General features: G+C 65.1%; 13 protein-coding genes and 1 riboswitch. Of the genes, 9 read left to right on the top strand and 4 right to left on the bottom strand.

Annotated elements, in window-relative coordinates; genetic code table 11:
• Nucleotides 1–27: 27 nt before the first annotated feature.
• Nucleotides 28–507, bottom strand: a complete 480-nt coding sequence (locus GJ698_RS10925) for an NAD(P)-binding protein (RefSeq protein ID WP_154357652.1) — start codon at nucleotides 505–507, stop codon at nucleotides 28–30.
• Between the two features lie 93 nt (nucleotides 508–600).
• Between GJ698_RS10925 and GJ698_RS10920 the strand changes: the two genes are divergently transcribed.
• Both GJ698_RS10920 and GJ698_RS10915 read left to right on the top strand, forming a co-directional pair.
• On the top strand, nucleotides 601–1,530 hold the full coding sequence (locus tag GJ698_RS10920; protein ID WP_154357651.1) for a MerR family transcriptional regulator: 930 nt from the start codon (nucleotides 601–603) through the stop codon (nucleotides 1,528–1,530).
• Nucleotides 1,527–3,068: a cryptochrome/photolyase family protein gene (locus GJ698_RS10915; RefSeq protein WP_154357650.1), complete on the top strand. Its 1,542-nt coding sequence runs from the start codon at nucleotides 1,527–1,529 to the stop codon at nucleotides 3,066–3,068. Before GJ698_RS10920 ends, GJ698_RS10915 begins: the two co-directional genes overlap by 4 nt.
• Here the strand turns inward: GJ698_RS10915 and GJ698_RS10910 are convergent.
• Nucleotides 3,065–4,069 (bottom strand): LacI family DNA-binding transcriptional regulator, encoded by a 1,005-nt coding sequence (locus tag GJ698_RS10910; protein ID WP_154357649.1) that lies wholly within the window; start codon nucleotides 4,067–4,069, stop codon nucleotides 3,065–3,067. The two genes, GJ698_RS10915 and GJ698_RS10910, sit on opposite strands and share 4 nt — an antisense overlap.
• Before the next feature lie 116 nt (nucleotides 4,070–4,185).
• Between GJ698_RS10910 and galB the strand changes: the two genes are divergently transcribed.
• Complete coding sequence (gene galB / locus GJ698_RS10905) at nucleotides 4,186–6,855, top strand: beta-galactosidase GalB (protein WP_229259935.1); 2,670 nt, start codon at nucleotides 4,186–4,188, stop codon at nucleotides 6,853–6,855.
• Between the two features lie 15 nt (nucleotides 6,856–6,870).
• Nucleotides 6,871–8,901, top strand: coding sequence for a glycoside hydrolase family 43 protein (locus GJ698_RS10900; RefSeq protein WP_208023806.1), 2,031 nt, complete (start codon nucleotides 6,871–6,873; stop codon nucleotides 8,899–8,901).
• Here GJ698_RS10900 and GJ698_RS10895 read toward each other — a convergent pair.
• Nucleotides 8,894–11,059 carry a hybrid sensor histidine kinase/response regulator gene (locus tag GJ698_RS10895; RefSeq protein WP_229259934.1) on the bottom strand — a complete coding sequence of 722 codons (2,166 nt, stop codon included), beginning with the start codon at nucleotides 11,057–11,059 and terminating at the stop codon, nucleotides 8,894–8,896. The genes GJ698_RS10900 and GJ698_RS10895 overlap by 8 nt on opposite strands.
• A 175-nt stretch (nucleotides 11,060–11,234) precedes the next feature.
• Here GJ698_RS10895 and GJ698_RS10890 point away from each other — a divergent pair, with 175 nt between their 5' ends.
• From GJ698_RS10890 to GJ698_RS10875, 4 genes are all read left to right on the top strand, one after another.
• A complete protein-coding gene (locus GJ698_RS10890) occupies nucleotides 11,235–11,504 on the top strand; it encodes a hypothetical protein (protein WP_154357648.1) in 270 nt (89 codons plus the stop codon).
• Between the two features lie 91 nt (nucleotides 11,505–11,595).
• A complete protein-coding gene (locus GJ698_RS10885; RefSeq protein WP_154357647.1) occupies nucleotides 11,596–12,054 on the top strand; it encodes a TadE family protein in 459 nt (152 codons plus the stop codon).
• A 47-nt stretch (nucleotides 12,055–12,101) separates the two neighbouring features.
• Nucleotides 12,102–12,272, top strand: a riboswitch (yybP-ykoY riboswitch).
• A 5-nt stretch (nucleotides 12,273–12,277) separates the two neighbouring features.
• Entirely contained in the window at nucleotides 12,278–12,847 is a 570-nt protein-coding gene (locus GJ698_RS10880; protein WP_154357646.1) for a manganese efflux pump MntP, read from the top strand.
• A 9-nt stretch (nucleotides 12,848–12,856) separates the two neighbouring features.
• Nucleotides 12,857–13,762, top strand: a complete 906-nt coding sequence (locus GJ698_RS10875; protein ID WP_154357645.1) for a bestrophin family protein — start codon at nucleotides 12,857–12,859, stop codon at nucleotides 13,760–13,762.
• Between the two features lie 41 nt (nucleotides 13,763–13,803).
• Here the strand turns inward: GJ698_RS10875 and GJ698_RS10870 are convergent, their stop codons facing one another.
• Complete coding sequence (locus GJ698_RS10870; RefSeq protein ID WP_229259933.1) at nucleotides 13,804–14,550, bottom strand: MipA/OmpV family protein; 747 nt, start codon at nucleotides 14,548–14,550, stop codon at nucleotides 13,804–13,806.
• Nucleotides 14,551–14,679: 129 nt separating this feature from the next.
• On the opposite strand from GJ698_RS10870, the gene GJ698_RS10865 reads away from it, so the two are divergent.
• Nucleotides 14,680–16,290 (top strand): family 43 glycosylhydrolase, encoded by a 1,611-nt coding sequence (locus GJ698_RS10865; RefSeq protein WP_154357644.1) that lies wholly within the window; start codon nucleotides 14,680–14,682, stop codon nucleotides 16,288–16,290.
• Nucleotides 16,291–16,343: the final 53 nt, after the last annotated feature.

Genomic DNA, 16,343 nt, shown 5'->3' with positions numbered 1-16,343 from the left:
TAAATGTAATTGATAACTATTCTCATTCTAGTTATTGGATAGCGAAGTTGTCAAGGTTGCGAGCAAATGTCCCGCCAATGCCCGGCCACTCAGCCACGCGTCGCCCGCCGCGCCGCCGGACAGCCAATCGCCGCACAGGCCCACGCGCACGGCCGGCACCCAGATGCACTGTTCTTTTGCCGGCGCCATGCTCGCCACCTGCTGCGCCGTTGCCGGCAGCAGGGACTCCAGCAATGCCGCCGATTGCGGCGCGGGCAGCGCCAGCACCAGCACGTCGTAGTCCACGTCGTACGCGCCCTCTTCCATCGACGCCAATCGCCAGCCTTCTTCGTGCCAGATATCGCAAACGGTGGCGCCTTGTCGGATCGACACGCCACGACTTTCGATCTGCGCGCGCGCCGGATCAAATACAGTGACGCTGCAAACGTCGCTTTGCAGATGGCGGGCGCAAGACAATCCGGCCGGGCCGGCGCCGAGCACCGCTACATTGAGTTGGGTAACAGTCATGTGCGGAGTATATCGGCGGCTATGACGCTTTTGCCTGTCAAGTCCGGTTCAATACCGGTTCATGCTAGCATGCCCGAATGGAGGATCGTTAAAATGGATCAGAAGCTCGCCAAGGGGTATCGCAGCGGTGTCGCCGCGCGCCTTGCAGGACTGCCGGTGGAAACGCTGCGCGTGTGGGAACGGCGTTACGGCGTGTCCGATACCGGCCGCTCGCCGCAAGGCCAACGGCTGTATTCGGCCGAACAGGTGCATCGACTGGGATTGCTGAAGCGCGTGGTCGACCAGGGGCACGCCATCGGCACAGTTGCGACCATGGACATCGAGGAACTGGCGGCGCTGGCCGGTGTACTGCCATCCGCAGGCATGCAGCCGCTGAAGCTGGCGGTGGTCGGTTCGGCGCTGGCGCAACGGCTGAGCGCCGCGCGCACCGCGCCGCTGCTCGACATCATGCGCGTCAGCCCGCAACTGAGCGACGCGGCCACGGCGCTCAACGGCGTCCACGCCGACGTGCTGCTGATCGAAGCGCCCGAGATGACCGCCGACGCCCTGCCGCGGATACAGGCCCTGCGGCGCACGGTGACGGCCAAGGCGGCAGTGGTGCTGTACCGCTTTTGCGACAGCGCCACCGTGCGGCGCCTGCGCGAGCACGGCTGCCTGGTGGCGCGTGCGCCGTCGGATGCTGCGGAAGTAGCGGTGCTGTGCAATACCGCGCTGACCGGCGCCGCGCTGCCGCCAGCGCCGCCGTCCAAGCCCGCAACGCCGCGCCGCCTGAGCGACGAAGAACTGGCGACGCTGGCCGCCGCCTCGACCAGCATCAACTGCGAATGCCCGCGCCATCTGGCGGACATCCTGATGATGCTGTCGAGCTTTGAGCGCTACAGCGCCCAATGCGCCAACCGCAACGCGACCGACGCCGCCATGCACGAAGACCTGGCCCGCAGCGCAGGCCACGCCCGCATTCTGATGGAAGATGCACTTGAACGACTGGCCTACGCGGAGGGATTGCCCATGCCGGCCAGATGACCTGGGAAGCAATGAGACTTAAACTGATACTGGGCGACCAGCTGAATCATGAACACAGCTGGTTTGCCCGCCCGAACGCCGACGAACTGTTCGTCATGATGGAAGTGCGGCAGGAAACCGACTACGTGCTGCACCACGCGCAGAAGATCATCGCCATCTTCGCCGCCATGCGCGACTTCGCCCGCCGCCTGCGCGCCGAAGGCCACCGTGTGCACTACCTCGCCATCGACGATGCCGACAACCGCCAGTCCGTGCCCGCCAACCTGGACTACCTGCTGGCGCACCACGCCGCCACGGAATTCCGCTGGCAGGCGCCGGACGAATGGCGGCTGGACCGTCAACTGGCCGATTACGCCGCCGCCCTGCCGATCACCGCCGCGATGGACGACACCGAGCATTTCTACACCGCGCGCGACGAAGCGGCCCGCATCTTCGAAGGCCGCGACCACTGGCTGATGGAGCACTTCTACCGCCGCATGCGCAGCAAGCATGGCGTGCTGGTATCGGACACCGGCAAGCCGGCCGGCGGACAGTGGAACTTCGATCACGACAACCGCGAGGCCTGGCAAGGCATACCGTGGGAACCGGCCGACCTGCGCGGGCGTCACGACCACAGCGCGCTGTGGCAGACCATCCAGGCCTCCGGCGCAAAGAGCTTTGGCGAGCCGAATGCCGGCAACTTCGCCTGGCCGCTGAATCACGAAGAAGCGCTGGCACAGCTGGAACGCTTCGTTGAACTGGCGTTGCCCCACTTCGGCCGCTTCCAGGATGCGATGAGCGTCAAGGCCTGGCGGCTGTTCCACTCGCTGCTGTCGTTCGCGATGAACGTCAAGCTGCTGTCGCCACGCACCGTGATCGACCGCGTGCAAGCCGCGTGGCGCGACGGCGCCGTGCCGGTGGCGTCGGCCGAAGGCTACATCCGCCAGATTCTGGGCTGGCGCGAGTATGTGCGCGGCGTCTACTGGCGCCGCATGCCGGGCTACGACAAGCTGAACGCCTTCGGCCACGACACGCCGCTGCCGTGGTGGTTCTGGGACGGCAAGACGCGCATGCGCTGCGTGGCTGCGGCCATCGGCCAGTCGCTGGAGCACGCGCATTCGCACCACATCAACCGCCTGATGGTGATCGGGAACTTCGCCTTGCTGGCCGGGCTGTCGCCGGAAGAACTGCACCGCTGGTATCTGGGGATTTACATCGACGCCTTCGAATGGGTGGAGCTGCCCAACACGCTGGGCATGAGCCAGTTCGCGGACGGCGGCCTGCTCGCCACCAAGCCTTACGTCTCCAGCGCCGCCTACATCGACCGCATGAGCGATTACTGCAAGGGCTGTCACTATGATAAAAAAGCGCGGCTCGGCGAGCGCGCCTGTCCGTACAACGCCTTGTACTGGGATTTTTTCGACCGCAATCGGGAAAAGCTGGCGGGCAACCAGCGCCTCGGCATGGTCTACCAGCAGCTGCGCCGCATGGATGACGGCGCGCTGGCCGCGCTGCGCGAACGCGCGGCCGACCTGCGCGCCAGGGTGGCGGAGCTTTAGGTGCTGCCGCGCTGAATCAGTTCGAAGCCGGTGTTGACGACGCGCTCCGCTGGCGCCGACGTCGCACCGGCCGATAACCGGTCCAGCAAGGCCTGCGCCGACAAGGCGCCGATGCGGGCGCCGTCCACTTTGACGGTGGACAGCGGCGGATTGGTGTACTCGGAAAAATTCAAGTCGCCGAAGCCCATGATCGCCAGATCCTGCGGCACGCGCAGGCCACGGCTTTGCGCTTCGATCAGCACACCGTGGGCCAGCGTGTCCGAGCTGCAGAAAATCGCATCCAGTTCGGGATGCTCGTCCAGCAGCTTGACCGCGCCCAGGCGGCCTTGCGGCAAGGCGCCCGGCGCCTGCACCAGATGCGACGCGATCACGCTCACGCCGTGCTTGGCCAGCGCCACCTGGAAGCCTTGCGTACGCTGGCCCGCGCGCGGGTCGTTCGCGGTCAGCATGGCGAAGCGGCGATAGCCCTGCTTCAGCAGATGCTGGGCGCAGGTATGGCCCACTTCTTCGTGCGAAAAGCCGATCGCCATGTCGATCGGATGCGGCGTCAGATCCCACGCCTCCACCACCGGCGTGCCGATTTGCTGCAGGCGCTGGCGCGTGCTGTCGGTGTGCAGCGCGCCGGTCAGGATCACGCCGTCCGGACGGCGGCTCAGAATCGTCTCGACCAGGATCTCTTCGCGCCAGGTTTCGTAGCCGACGATACCCAGCAACAGCTGGTAACCGGCCGCCGTCAGCCGGTCGGTTGCACCCTGCACCATGTCGGCGAACGTTTGCGTTGAAATGGTCGGCAGCACCAGCGCCACCAGCTTGCTGCGGCTGGAAGCCAGGCCGCCGGCCAGCATGTTCTTCACATAGCCGGTGCGCTTGACGGCTTCCTGCACCTTGGCCAGGGTCGCCGGCTTTACCAGGTGCGGCTCGTTCAATGCGCGCGATACCGTGATCGGTGAGACGCCCGCCGCCTTGGCGACATCGATCAATGTGACGGGGGTGGCAGGCATCGTTTCTTTCGTAATGTTGATAGCGTAATCATTCTATCCAATTGACATCCCGCTCACAACTACCTACACTTCAAAATGATTGCGCAATCATAAGCCATAAAAACGAAGGAGACACCTTGAATACGCATCGTTACCGCAGCGCCGGTTTGACCCTCGCCGCCCTGCTGCCGCTCTTCGCGCTTGCCGCCGAACGCCAGTCAATCAACGACGGCTGGCGTTTCCAGCGCGGCGATCCGCAGGGCTACGCGGCCCAGTTGCAATACGATGTGCGGCCCGAGATCAAGCAAAGCGCCGACGGCAAGGTGGCCGATGCCCGTCCCGACGAGGCGGAAAAAGTCCAGCGCTCGGCGGAGGGACTGCTCAAACCATGGATACTCCCGAGCGGTAACGCCTTGGTGGCGGATCCGGCCCGGCGCGCGCAACGCCCTGCCGCCGATCCCGCCGTCTCCCCGCCGTTGCTGCGCGCCGACTTCGACGAACACGACTGGCGCGCCGTGACGCTGCCGCACGACTGGGCCATCGAGGGACCGTTCCTCGCCACCGGCCCATACGGCGGCATGGGCCGGCTGCAAACCTGGGGGCCGGCCTGGTATCGCAAGAAGCTGGACATTCCGGCGCGCGACAAGGGCAAGTCCATCTTCCTCGATATCGACGGCGCCATGTCGCACGCCAGCGTGTGGCTCAACGGCCGGCTGGTAGGCGGATGGCCTTACGGCTACAACTCCTTCCGCCTCGACCTGACGCCATACGCCACGCCGGGCGGCGTGAACCAGTTGGCGATCCGGCTGGATAATCCGGCCGAATCGGCGCGCTGGTATCCGGGCGCTGGCCTGTACCGCAATGTGTGGCTGACGGTCGCCGATCCTGTACACGTGGCGCATTGGGGCACGGTGGTGCGCACGCCGCAGGTGTCGCGCGAGGCGGCGCAGGTGGAACTGGCGGTCACCGTCGACAACGACGGCAAGGACGCGGCCGCGCTGGACGTCAGCACGCAGCTGTACGCATTGGACGACAACGGCAAGCGCACCGGCGCCGCAGTCGCCACGCTGCCGGCGCAACGCGTGAGCGTGAATGCGCGCGGCAGCGCCACTGTCAACGCATCCGCGCGCGTCGCACAACCGCGCCTGTGGGGACCGCTGCCGCAACAGCGGCCGAACCGCTACCTCGCCGTCACCACCGTCAGCCGCAACGGCAAGGTGGTGGACAGCCAGGAGACGCCCTTCGGCATCCGCTCGCTGCGCTTCGATGCGAACGAAGGCCTGTTCGTCAATGGCGAAAAGATCATGATCAATGGCGTCAACAACCACCACGACCTGGGCGCGCTGGGCGCGGCCTTCAACGTGCGCGCCGCCGAACGTCAGCTGCAGATCCTGCAGGAGATGGGCGCCAACGCCGTACGCATGAGCCACAATCCGCCCTCGCCGGAGCTGCTGGAGCTGACCGACCGCATGGGCATCCTGGTGATGGACGAGGTGTTCGATTCGTGGGAGCGCAAGAAGACGCCGCTGGACTTCCACCTGATCTTCCCCGACTGGCACGAACAGGACTTGCGCGCCATGCTGCGGCGCGACCGCAACCACCCGTCGATCATCATGTGGAGCGTGGGGAACGAGGTCGGCGAGCAGTACACCGGCGACGCCGGCGCGGCCATCGGCCGCAAGCTGGTGAGCATCGCCCACGAAGAAGATCCCACGCGGCCGGCCACCGGCGCCATGAACTACGCCAAGTCCGACATGCCCTTGCCTGGCACGGTCGATGTCATCAGCCTGAATTACCAAGGCGCAGGCATCCGCAGCCTGCCCGGCCAGTTCCCCAACTTCCACCAGAAGTTCCCGGACAAGATGATCCTCTCCACCGAGAGCGCATCGGCGCTGAGCAGCCGTGGCGAGTACCAGTTCCCGGTGCCGGGCGTGATCAGCGCGCCGGTGCGGCCTGGCGCGGGCGGCGATCCGAAACGCCAGCAAGTGAGCGCCTATGAATTGTTCGCCGCCGATTTCGGCAGTTCGGCCGACCGTTCATGGGCGGCGCAGGACCAGAATCCTTACGTGGCCGGTGAATTTGTATGGACCGGCTTCGACTACCTCGGCGAGCCGACGCCCTACTACGGCGCGCGCAGTTCCTACTCCGGCATCGTCGACCTGGCCGGCTTCCCGAAAGACCGCTACTACCTGTACCAGTCGCGCTGGCGTCCGGACCTGCCGATCGCGCACCTGCTGCCGCATTGGACCTGGCCGGAGCGCGTCGGCGAAGTCACGCCGGTGCACCTGTTCACCTCGGGCGACGAAGCCGAGCTGTTCGTCAACGGCAAATCGCAGGGCCGCCGCAAGAAGGCGCCCTACGAGTACAGGCTGCGCTGGGACTACGTGGTCTACGAGCCGGGCGAAATCAGCGTCGTCGCCTACAAGGATGGCAAGGAATGGGCGCGCTCCTCGGTAAAGACCGCGCAGGCCGCGGCCATGCTGGAAGCGAAGGCTGACCGCAGCACCATCGCCGCCGACGGCCAGGATCTGTCCTTCATCACCGTGCGCGTGACCGACGCCGGCGGCACCACCGCGCCGCGCGCCGACCAGCGCATCCGCTTCACGGTCGAAGGTCCGGGCGAGCTGGTGGCGACCGACAACGGCGATCCGACCAATCTCGAATCCTTCCAATCCCCGGAGCGCGCGGCGTTCAATGGCCTGGTGCTGGCCATCGTCCGCGCCAGGCCGGGGCAACGCGGCGCCATCACGGTGCGCGCCAGTGCGGAGGGTCTGCGCGGCACGGAGGTACAATTGCGCAGCAAATAAAAAACAGGGGAATCGATGAAGAATGCCGTGTTTTCCGCAGCGACGCTGACCATGCTGACCATCCTGGCCGCGCCGACACCGCCGGCCGGCGCGCAACCGGAGTCACGCACCGAGCTGTCGCGCCGGACCTGGACGCCGGACAACGGCAACGGCACCTTCACCAATCCCCTGTTCTACGACGAATTCTCCGATCCCGACATCATCCGGGTGAACGACTGGTTCTACCTCACCGGCACCACCATGCACGCGATGCCCGGCCTGCCGATGCTGCGCTCCAAGGATCTGATCAACTGGGAGTTCCTCGGCTACGCCGCCGAGCGACTGGATTTCGGCCCGGCCTACCGGCTGGAGGACGGCAAGAATATCTACGGCCAGGGCATCTGGGCGCCTAGCTTGCGCTTCCGCAACGGCGTGTTCTACATCTTCAGCAATGTGAATGGACGCAGCACGCAGATCTACTCCGCCATCAATCCGCGCGGCCCCTGGACGCATTGGGAAATGAAGCGCAGCCTGCACGACCTGTCGGTGCTGTTCGATGACGACGGCAAGGCTTACGCGGTGTGGGGCCATCAGGACCTGCACATCGCCCAGCTCACCGACGACCTGCTGGACATCGTGCCGGACACCGAACATGTGCTGTTCTCGAAAACCGACGGCATGGGCGAAGGTGCGCACCTGTACAAGATCGGCGGCCGTTACTACATCCTGAGCGCGAATTATGCAGGCGGCTTCCGCATGCCGGCGGCGCGCGCCAGTGCCATTTTCGGGCCGTATGAAGTCAACCAGGCGATCAGCAAGGACGAAGGCTTCGGCATGGTGGGCGGCTACCGGCTGAAGAACAGGCAGTATCCGTTCGAGGTGACGCCGCCGAATCCCGCCTCGCCCGACGCCACCGCCATGCACCAGGGCGGCATCGTGCTGACCGAGGCCGGCGAATGGTGGGGCCTCTCGATGATGGACTATAACTCGGTCGGCCGCCTGCTCAGCCTTGCGCCGGTGACGTGGCAGGATGGCTGGCCGTATTTCGGCCTGCCCGGCAACCTGGGACGCAATCCACGCACCTGGGTCAAGCCGCGCGTCGCCGAAGCGCAGCAGGTCAGGACGCCGTTCGTGCGCAGCGACGATTTTGCCGAACCCACGCTGAAGCCGATCTGGCAGTGGAACCATGCGCCGGTGGACGACAAGTGGTCCTTGACGGAGCGCCCTGGCTTCCTGCGCCTCCACGCCTTGTCGGCCGCCTCGTTCTGGGAGGCGCGCAACACGCTGACCCAGCGCGCCATCGGCCCGGCGTCGACGCCGACCGTGGCGCTCGATGCTTCGCGCCTGCTGGAGAACGACGTCGCCGGCCTCGGGCTGCTCAACCTGCCCTACGCCACGCTGGGCGTCGAGAAGAAAGGCGGCAAGCTGTCGCTGGTGCTGTTCGATCAGGCGCGCAATCAGGCCACGCGCGTCGCCATCGACGCCGGCAAGGTGTGGCTGCGCGCCGATTGCGATTTCCTGACCGAGAAAGCGCGCTTCAGCTATTCGCTCGACGGCCAGCGATTCCAGGGCATCGGCGATGAATTCACCATGATCTTCCAGCTGACCACCTTTCAGGGCGTGCGCTACGCGCTGTTCGCCTACAACACCGGCAACCAGAATGGCGGCATGGCGGATTTCGCCAGCATCGACATCGTCCAGCCCAATCCGCGCGGCCTGATGCGGCCCATCCCTTACGGCCAGCAGATCCGCCTCGGCGCCAGCGCCGGCCTGCAGACGCCGACCACGGTACTCGATATGGGCTACGGCCGCATCGCCCTGCAGGCCGGCCCGAGCTACGTGACGGTGGCGCCGGACGGCAGCGTCTCGTTCCAGCAGGTGCGGCCCGGCGTCGCCCAAAGCTTCCAGTGGATGGAGACGCCAACCGGCGAACTGCTGCTGATGTCACTGGCGACCAACCGCTTCCTGCGCATCGATCCGCAAAACGGCGCCGTCAAGGCCGACAGCCCCGGCCCGGCGCCGGACGGCAAGGACGGCGTGCGCTTCAACTGGACACAGGTTAAATAGCGGCCTGCTCCAGCGGCGCGGTGGCAAGCTGCAGATCGGCCAGCGTGGCCGGCTTGGTCAGGTGCAGGTTGAAGTCGGCCGCATAGGCGCGCTCCACGTCTTCCTTCTGGCCGTAGCCGGTCAGCGCCACCAGCCGCAGCGGCGTGCCGGCCAGCTGACGGCGCATGGCGCCCGCCAGCGTGTAGCCGTCCATGTCCGGCAGGCCGATGTCGAGAATGGCGACGTCCGGCGTCTGCTGGCGCAAGGCCTCCAGCGCGGCGGCGCCGGTATGGGCGACGCGAACCTCGTGGCCCATCAGTTCCAGCAGCGCCGAGCCGGTGGCGGCGGCGTCGATATTGTCGTCCACCAGCAGCACGCGCAGGCCGCCCGCACCGGCTTGCCCTGGCAGCGACGGCGCAACGGCGGGCGGCGTTACCAGCGGCAGCGTCACCGTGAAGCGACTGCCCTGCCCCGCGCCGGCGCTGGCGGCCGTCACCTGGCCGCCGTGCAGTTCAACGATCTTGCGCACGATCGCCAGGCCGAGACCCAGGCCGCCGGTGCGCCGCGCCAGCGATTGCGGCGCCTGCTGGAACGGTTCGAACACGCGCGCCAGCAGTTCTTCGCTCATGCCGATGCCGTTGTCGATGACTTCCAGCCGCGCGTGGGTGGCGTCCTTGGACAGCCGGACCTCGGTGGCGTTGCTGCCGAAGCGCGCGGCGTTGGACAGCAGGTTGTTCAACACCTGCGTCAGGCGGCTGTCGTCTCCGTCCACCCATACCGCCTCCGGCGCCGACAAGGTCAGCGACTGGTCGGGTGCGGCGGCCACGGCGTGCCGCACCACCTCGGCCAGGTTGATCGCTTGCGCGTCGATGCGGAATTTGCCCGAAGTGATGCGCGAGACATCCAGCAAGTCATCCACCAGCCGGCGCAGATGGTTGACCTGGCGCCGCATCATGGTGCGCTCCTTGCGGCTGGCCTGCTCGTCGCGGCGGTCCAGCAGGTCCAGCGAGGTGACGATGGGACTGAGCGGGTTGCGCAGCTCGTGGCCCAGCACGGCCAGGAACTCATCCTTGGCGCGGCCGGCCTGATTCGCTTCGTCCAGCGCCTGGTTGAGCGAATCGAGCAGCAGCTTGCGCTCGCGCTCCTGCGCGGCGCGCTGGCGGTCGGCCTGTTCCAGGCCTTTGCCGATGTCGGCGATTTCGCGGATCGACGATGGCGCCAGCACCAGCGGCGCGCCGGTGCCGAGCGCGGCGGCGCCCTGCTGCAAGGCCTTGATGGCCACCACCAGACGCCGCGACAGCAGCGACGCCAGGCCGATACACAGCAGCAGCGACACCAGGATGCCGGCGCCGTACATGCCCAGGCCCTGGAACACGGCGTGATGCTGTTCCGCCGGCCGTCCAACCACCGCCGCCCAGCCGTAGTGCGACAGGGTGGTGTAGGCGGTGGCCATGTCCTGCCCTTCGCGCGTGCGCGCCAGGCCGACGCCTTCCGCGCCGGTGGCGCGTATCAGTTCCACCAGCGACGGGCTGGGCGGCATACCAACGGTGCTGTCCTGGTTCTGCGAGCGCGCCACCACGGCCAGCGCGGTGTCGCGGATGGTGGTCACCGAGCCGCCCGGCACCTGCTGGCGCTCGATCAGCCGCAGCATGCGGTCCGGGCGGATCACCGCTGTCAGCGTGTACAGCTTGCCGTCCGCCGCCGTCACCGGCACGCGTACCGGAAAGGCTGCCCGTCCGCCAGCGCCGCGGGCGATGCGACCGGCGATGGGACGGCGCGTGGTCAACACTTCCTGCAGGCTGACGGGATCGGCAACCGGCGCGGACGGCGCGCCGTATTCATCCATCGTGCGCAGCAGGATCTTGCCGGCGTGGTCGGTCAGGATCACGCCCAGCCAGTCCGGCTGGGCCTTGGCCAGCGCCCGGGCGGCGTCGTAAAAGCCGCGCAGGTCGCCGTCATCCAGGGCCGGAGCGTGGCCGAGGCTGGTCAGGGTGGAGACGACGCCATCCAGTTCGGCATCGGCCGCGCTGGCGACCGCGCGCGCCAGGTCCAGCATCAGGCGTTCCTGGTCGCGCTGCTGGTAGTCGCTGACGGTGTGGATGCTCCAGGCGCCAAGCAGCGCCAGCGGCAACAGTCCGATCGCGGTGAGCATGATCAGCAGGTACCGCAGAGAAAACATAAACCGGGGCCGAGTGGGCATAGATTCCAATAAATTAAAAAGCTTGCGGTTTTTCGCAAGGCTCTGATTATATTGTCATTCCTGTTGAGTGAAGGGAAAAACAATGCCGCCTGCACGCCTTTCGCGCGTCGCCGAAAGACGGCCCCGTCTACAATGGGCCTCACAGGAGGAAACCATGAACGAACATTTAACCGCCCGCTACATACCGCTTGCCACCGAACGCACCAAGGATGCCGTCAAGGATCTGATCCCCGGCGAACGCCGCAAGATCGACCTGGTCAACCCGCTCGATCCCACGGATCGGCTGATTTCCGACATCTGGGTGGTGGAAGACAGCGACGGCGCCCACTTCACCTACCAGGACGGTCCGGTCGGCGGCGACGCCTATCTGGGCCCGGCCGATCAGGTCCGCATCGCCATCGAAGAAACGCCTACCGAGGAATAAATGCAAAAGCACCGCCATATTTGCTGAGGCGCAACACCCGCACCGCCGCCATCCCTACACTACGCATATTCGACCGCCACCGGAGTCGCATATGAAACCACATCGGCGCGCAGCCCGGCGCGGCAGTGTCCTGATTGAGTTGTCGCTCGCGCTGCCGGCACTGTGTCTGATCATGCTGAATCTGATCTTTGTCGGCGTGGTCCTCTTCAACTACGAAATGGGCCTCAAGGCGGCGCACGACGCGGCGTCCTACCTAGCCAGCGCAGAGCAGCGCGACATGAAGAACTCCGCCGCTGTCGGCGGGCACGTGGCAGTCGCGCGCGCGATCGTTGCGGAGGAATTGCAGTTGCTGAGCTTGGGCCCCTATCCGCCGTCCATTACCGTATCGTGCAATATGGCGACATGCAGCGGCTATTCGGTGCCCAGCACGGTCTCTGTCACCATCGAGATGCGTGTCGTGCCCAGTTCGCTCATCCCGTTGAGCAGCCTGTTTTTTTCCGAAGGCATCACGCTGACCGCCGTCTCGACCCTGCGTTATATTGGCACATAACGGCACATAAGCATGCGGCCCTTGGCCTGGCCTCCATTGCTCAGTTATAATCCGTCAACCCTTGGGGAGTAGCCTGCTTCCGCCCTGGAAGCGTCCGTGTCAACATACTCGACCTTCATGTCGTGGTACGGACAGCCGTTTCCGGCTTGGCAAGACCATCGGCATGGTATGCGCTCTGTCGGGCCGCATGGCATGCCTTTGTCATGCCCGACCTGGAAGCCATATGAATTTCCTAGCTACCGCCGCCCTTGCCCTTGCCATGTCCACCGACGCCTTTGCAGTCGCCATCGGCAAGGGTGCCGCCATCCAGAAGCCAAATTTGCGTCAGGCGCTGCGCATCGGCCTGATTTTTGGCGTGATTGAAGCCACCACCCCGCTCATCGGCTGGGCCATCGGCCAGGCGGCATCGCGCTACGTCGAAGCCTGGGACCATTGGATCGCCTTTGCCATGCTGACCATCCTCGGCGGCCTGATGATCCGTGAAAGCTTCGCCAAGTCCGAGGAAGAACAGCCGGAGCCGACCGAACAATCCTTCGCGCTGCTGGCGGTGACCGGGCTTGCCACCAGCATCGACGCCATGGCGGTCGGCGCCAGCCTGGCCTTCATCAACGCCAATATCTATGTGACGGCGGCCGCGATCGGCTTCAGCACCTTCCTGATGGTCACCATCGGCGTGATGGTCGGCCGCGCCCTGGGTACCATCATCGGCAAGCGGGCCGAACTTCTGGGAGGTGTGGTGCTCATCCTAATCGGCTGTACAATTGTTTATGAGCACGTTTATGCCGCTTCCTGAAAATACACCATGATCGTCAGACCCATGCAAAGCTGGTTCCGGATGCTATTCATCTGGAACGGTTCTGTCTTACAGAGCATCATTCCCCAGCTGATACTGCTGGGAGTGTTCAGCACCATCGCCGCCTTTACCCATGGCAGAGTGTTTGGCGAAAAAATCCCGCTCAGCCCGGGATCGTTCACCTTGTTTGGTCTGACGCTGGCGGTGTTTCTGGTCTTTCGCAACAACGCCAGCTATGCCCGCTTCATTGAAGCCAGGACGTCGTGGGGCAGCCTGCTGATTGCATCGCGCTCCCTGATGTCGCAGATCCTGAGCTATGCGCCGGAGCGCAATGACAGCGTCATGCGCAGCGAGATCATCGCCTTCGCCTACGCGCTCAAGCATCAGTTGCGCGGCAGCGATGCCCTGCCCGATCTGACCCGCCTGCTCGGCGCGCAGCGCGCGGCGTTGGTGACGGGCAAGGCTTACGCGCCGGTGTACCTGTTGAAGAACATCCGCGACCGGCTCGCCCAGCTCGGTCCCGCTGCGGAACAGGGATCGACGCGCTGGCTACTGGATGCGCAACTCAACGAGCTGGAAAAGTGCGTCGGCGCCTGCGAGCGTATCAAGTCGACGCCCATCCCTTTTGCCTACAGCGTTCTGCTGCACCGGTCGGTGTATGCCTATTGCCTGTTCCTGCCGTTCGGCCTGGTCGATTCATCGAACTATCTGACGCCGCTGCTGTGCATCTTTATTTCTTATACGATGATCGCGCTGGAAGCCATCGCCAACGAAGTTGCCGATCCTTTCGGCCTGGCGCCCAATGCCCTTGCGCTGGACGCCATCACCGTCACCATCGAGCGCTCGGTGCTGGAACTCTGCGACCAGCCTATTCCGCCTGAACTGGAACCTGGCCGTTCATACCAGTTGACCTGAACCTCCGGCCGCATGGGCCCCTGCTCCAGTTCAAATTCCGCTCAGTCGAAGCGGTAGCTCAAGGCCAGCAAGCCGCTGTCGAGCGTGGATCGCCGTACCAGCGGACTGTTGCGGATCGCCTTGCCCAGCCAGCTCCGTCGGACGTTGGCATTGACATACCAGCGTCCGCCGAGATGCATTTCGGCGAACAGCGCGGCAAACGGACTGCTGGCCGCGCCGGGGCGGGACGATGGCGTACCGTCGAAATAGCGCACATAGGCCGACGAGCGGTATTCCACCCCTGCCTGCGGGTACAGAGCCAGCGGCCCGGTGTCGAATTCGGCCGCGTACATGGCGTCGGCCAGATTGCCGCCGGATTTGCCGGCGTCGTGATAGACATTCAACATGAACGCACCCGCCGCCGTCACCTGCAAGGTGCCGAGCCCCACCGGCAGCGAGTCCTGCCGGCGTTGCACGCCAGGCGCATTCCCGCGTGGCGTGTAACCGTCCGACAGCACGCGGGTCAGCAGCTCCACGCTGCCAGCGCCGACAGGCAGCAACTTGACGCCGAAGGTGTCGATGCGGGCGAATACCGGGCCGTAGTCGGCGTTCAGGTAGGGAATCGCGCTGGTCTGCCGGGACTGCGCGCTCGCCGGCACCGGCGCGACATTGACGCCGGCGCCGATGTCGCCCACCAGGCGCCAGCCGGCGTCCGGCGCCGTGCCCTCGCCCTGCTGGGCGAACACCGGTGCGGCCAGCATCAACGCAATGCTGGCGATAAGGGCACGCTGGCCCACTGCTTTATTCATGGATGGTCCTTGGCCGGGGATGTCCGGCTGATGCGCGACAGTTTACCCGCAGCGCAGTCAGCCAGCGCCAATTTTTCGCATGGTTGCGCTATCATTACTCCAATCGATCTGACTAGACATGGAGACAAGATGGCAAATCGGCGGGACAGCCTGAAATCATTTGGCCTGGCGGCGCTTGCGCTGACCAAGCCGGCAACGGCAGATGCCGTCACAGCCGACTCCATCCCCGCTACCGCCGCCGGGCCGGACGGCCAGCGGCGGCCCGACCTGGGCAACGGCACCTTCCTGAATCCCATCATGGCCGGCGACCGCCCCGATCCATCGATCCTGAAGGACGGCAAAGACTACTACCTGGCCTATTCCACGTTTAACGCCTATCCCGGCCTGCTGATCTGGCACAGCCGGGATCTCGTCAACTGGCAGCCGCTGGCGCCCGCGCTGACCCGTAATATCGGCTCCGTCTGGGCGCCGGAACTGTGCAAGTATAAGGGCCGCTTTTACATCTACATCCCTACCCGCAAAAATTCCACCCCACAGTCGCGCAATACGTCATGGGTCATCTGGGCCGACAAGATCGAGGGGCCATGGTCCGACCCGATTGACCTGCACCTGCCCGACCACATCGATCCCGGCCACGCGGTCGGCGAGGACGGTACGCGCTGGCTGTTCCTGAATGCCGGCGACCGCGTCCGCCTTGCCGACGACGGTTTCAGCACCATCGGCAAGCCCGAGCACATTTACGACCCGTGGCGCTTTCCGGCGGAGTCGGACAGCGAGGGGTTTGCGCCGGAGAGGCCGAAGATCACCCGGCACGGAGACTGGTTCTACATGATATTGGCCGTCGGCGGCACGGCGGGGCCACAGACCGGCCACATGGTGACCGCCGCACGATCCAGGTCCATCCAAGGACCATGGGAACACCATCCGCGCAATCCCCTCGTGCATACCGAATCCGCCAGCGAAAAGTGGTGGTCCCGTGGACACGCCACCCTGGTCGAGGGCCCCGCGGGCGACTGGTGGTCGGTCTACCACGGCTATGAAAATGGCTTCTGGACGCTGGGACGCCAGACGCTGCTTGCCCCTGTGCGCTGGTCGGACGACGGCTGGCTCGATTTCGGCGGTGGCGATCTGTCACGCCCGATAGCCAAACCCAAAGGCGGCGAGCCGGGCCCGCACGGCCTGCTTTTGTCGGACGACTTCAGCACGGACAAATATGGCATCCAGTGGGCGTTTTTTAATCCCTCGCGTGACGAATCCAGGCGGCTGCGACGCGACAATGGCGTGCTGCACATGGCGGCGCGCGGCACCGCTCCGTCCGACTCGTCGCCGTTGCAGATCGTCGCAGGCGATCAGGACTACGAGTTTGAGTGCGAGATCGACGTCGATCCCGGCGCCCGGGCCGGCTTGCTGCTGTTTTATGACAGCCAGTTATATTGCGGCGTGAGCTTCGATGCCTCCACCTTTATCGGCCATAAATACGGCATCGAACACACCCGCTATCCTAACCCGCACGGAAACCGCTTGTTCATCCGCATGCGTAACATGCGCCACATTGTGCGGGTTCATATTTCCACCGACGGAAAGAACTGGAAGCGCTTCGAGCGCACCTTCGAAGTCTCGGGATACCACCACAATGTTCGCGGCGGATTCCTGGCGTTGAAGCCGAGCTTGTTTGTGTCCGGAAAAGGCGAGGCACGCTTCAGGGATTTCCGCTATCGGGTGCCGCCGGCGGACGCCTGACACGGGCATTCGGGTCATGTCACGAAAATGACATCTTATTTTGATACCATGGG

Source organism: Duganella aquatilis, assembly GCF_009674565.1.
In the GTDB taxonomy this organism is placed as follows: domain Bacteria; phylum Pseudomonadota; class Gammaproteobacteria; order Burkholderiales; family Burkholderiaceae_D; genus Rugamonas; species Rugamonas aquatilis.
Note: the sequence above shows the minus strand (reverse complement) of the source record. Positions and strands in the feature narration are given on the sequence as shown.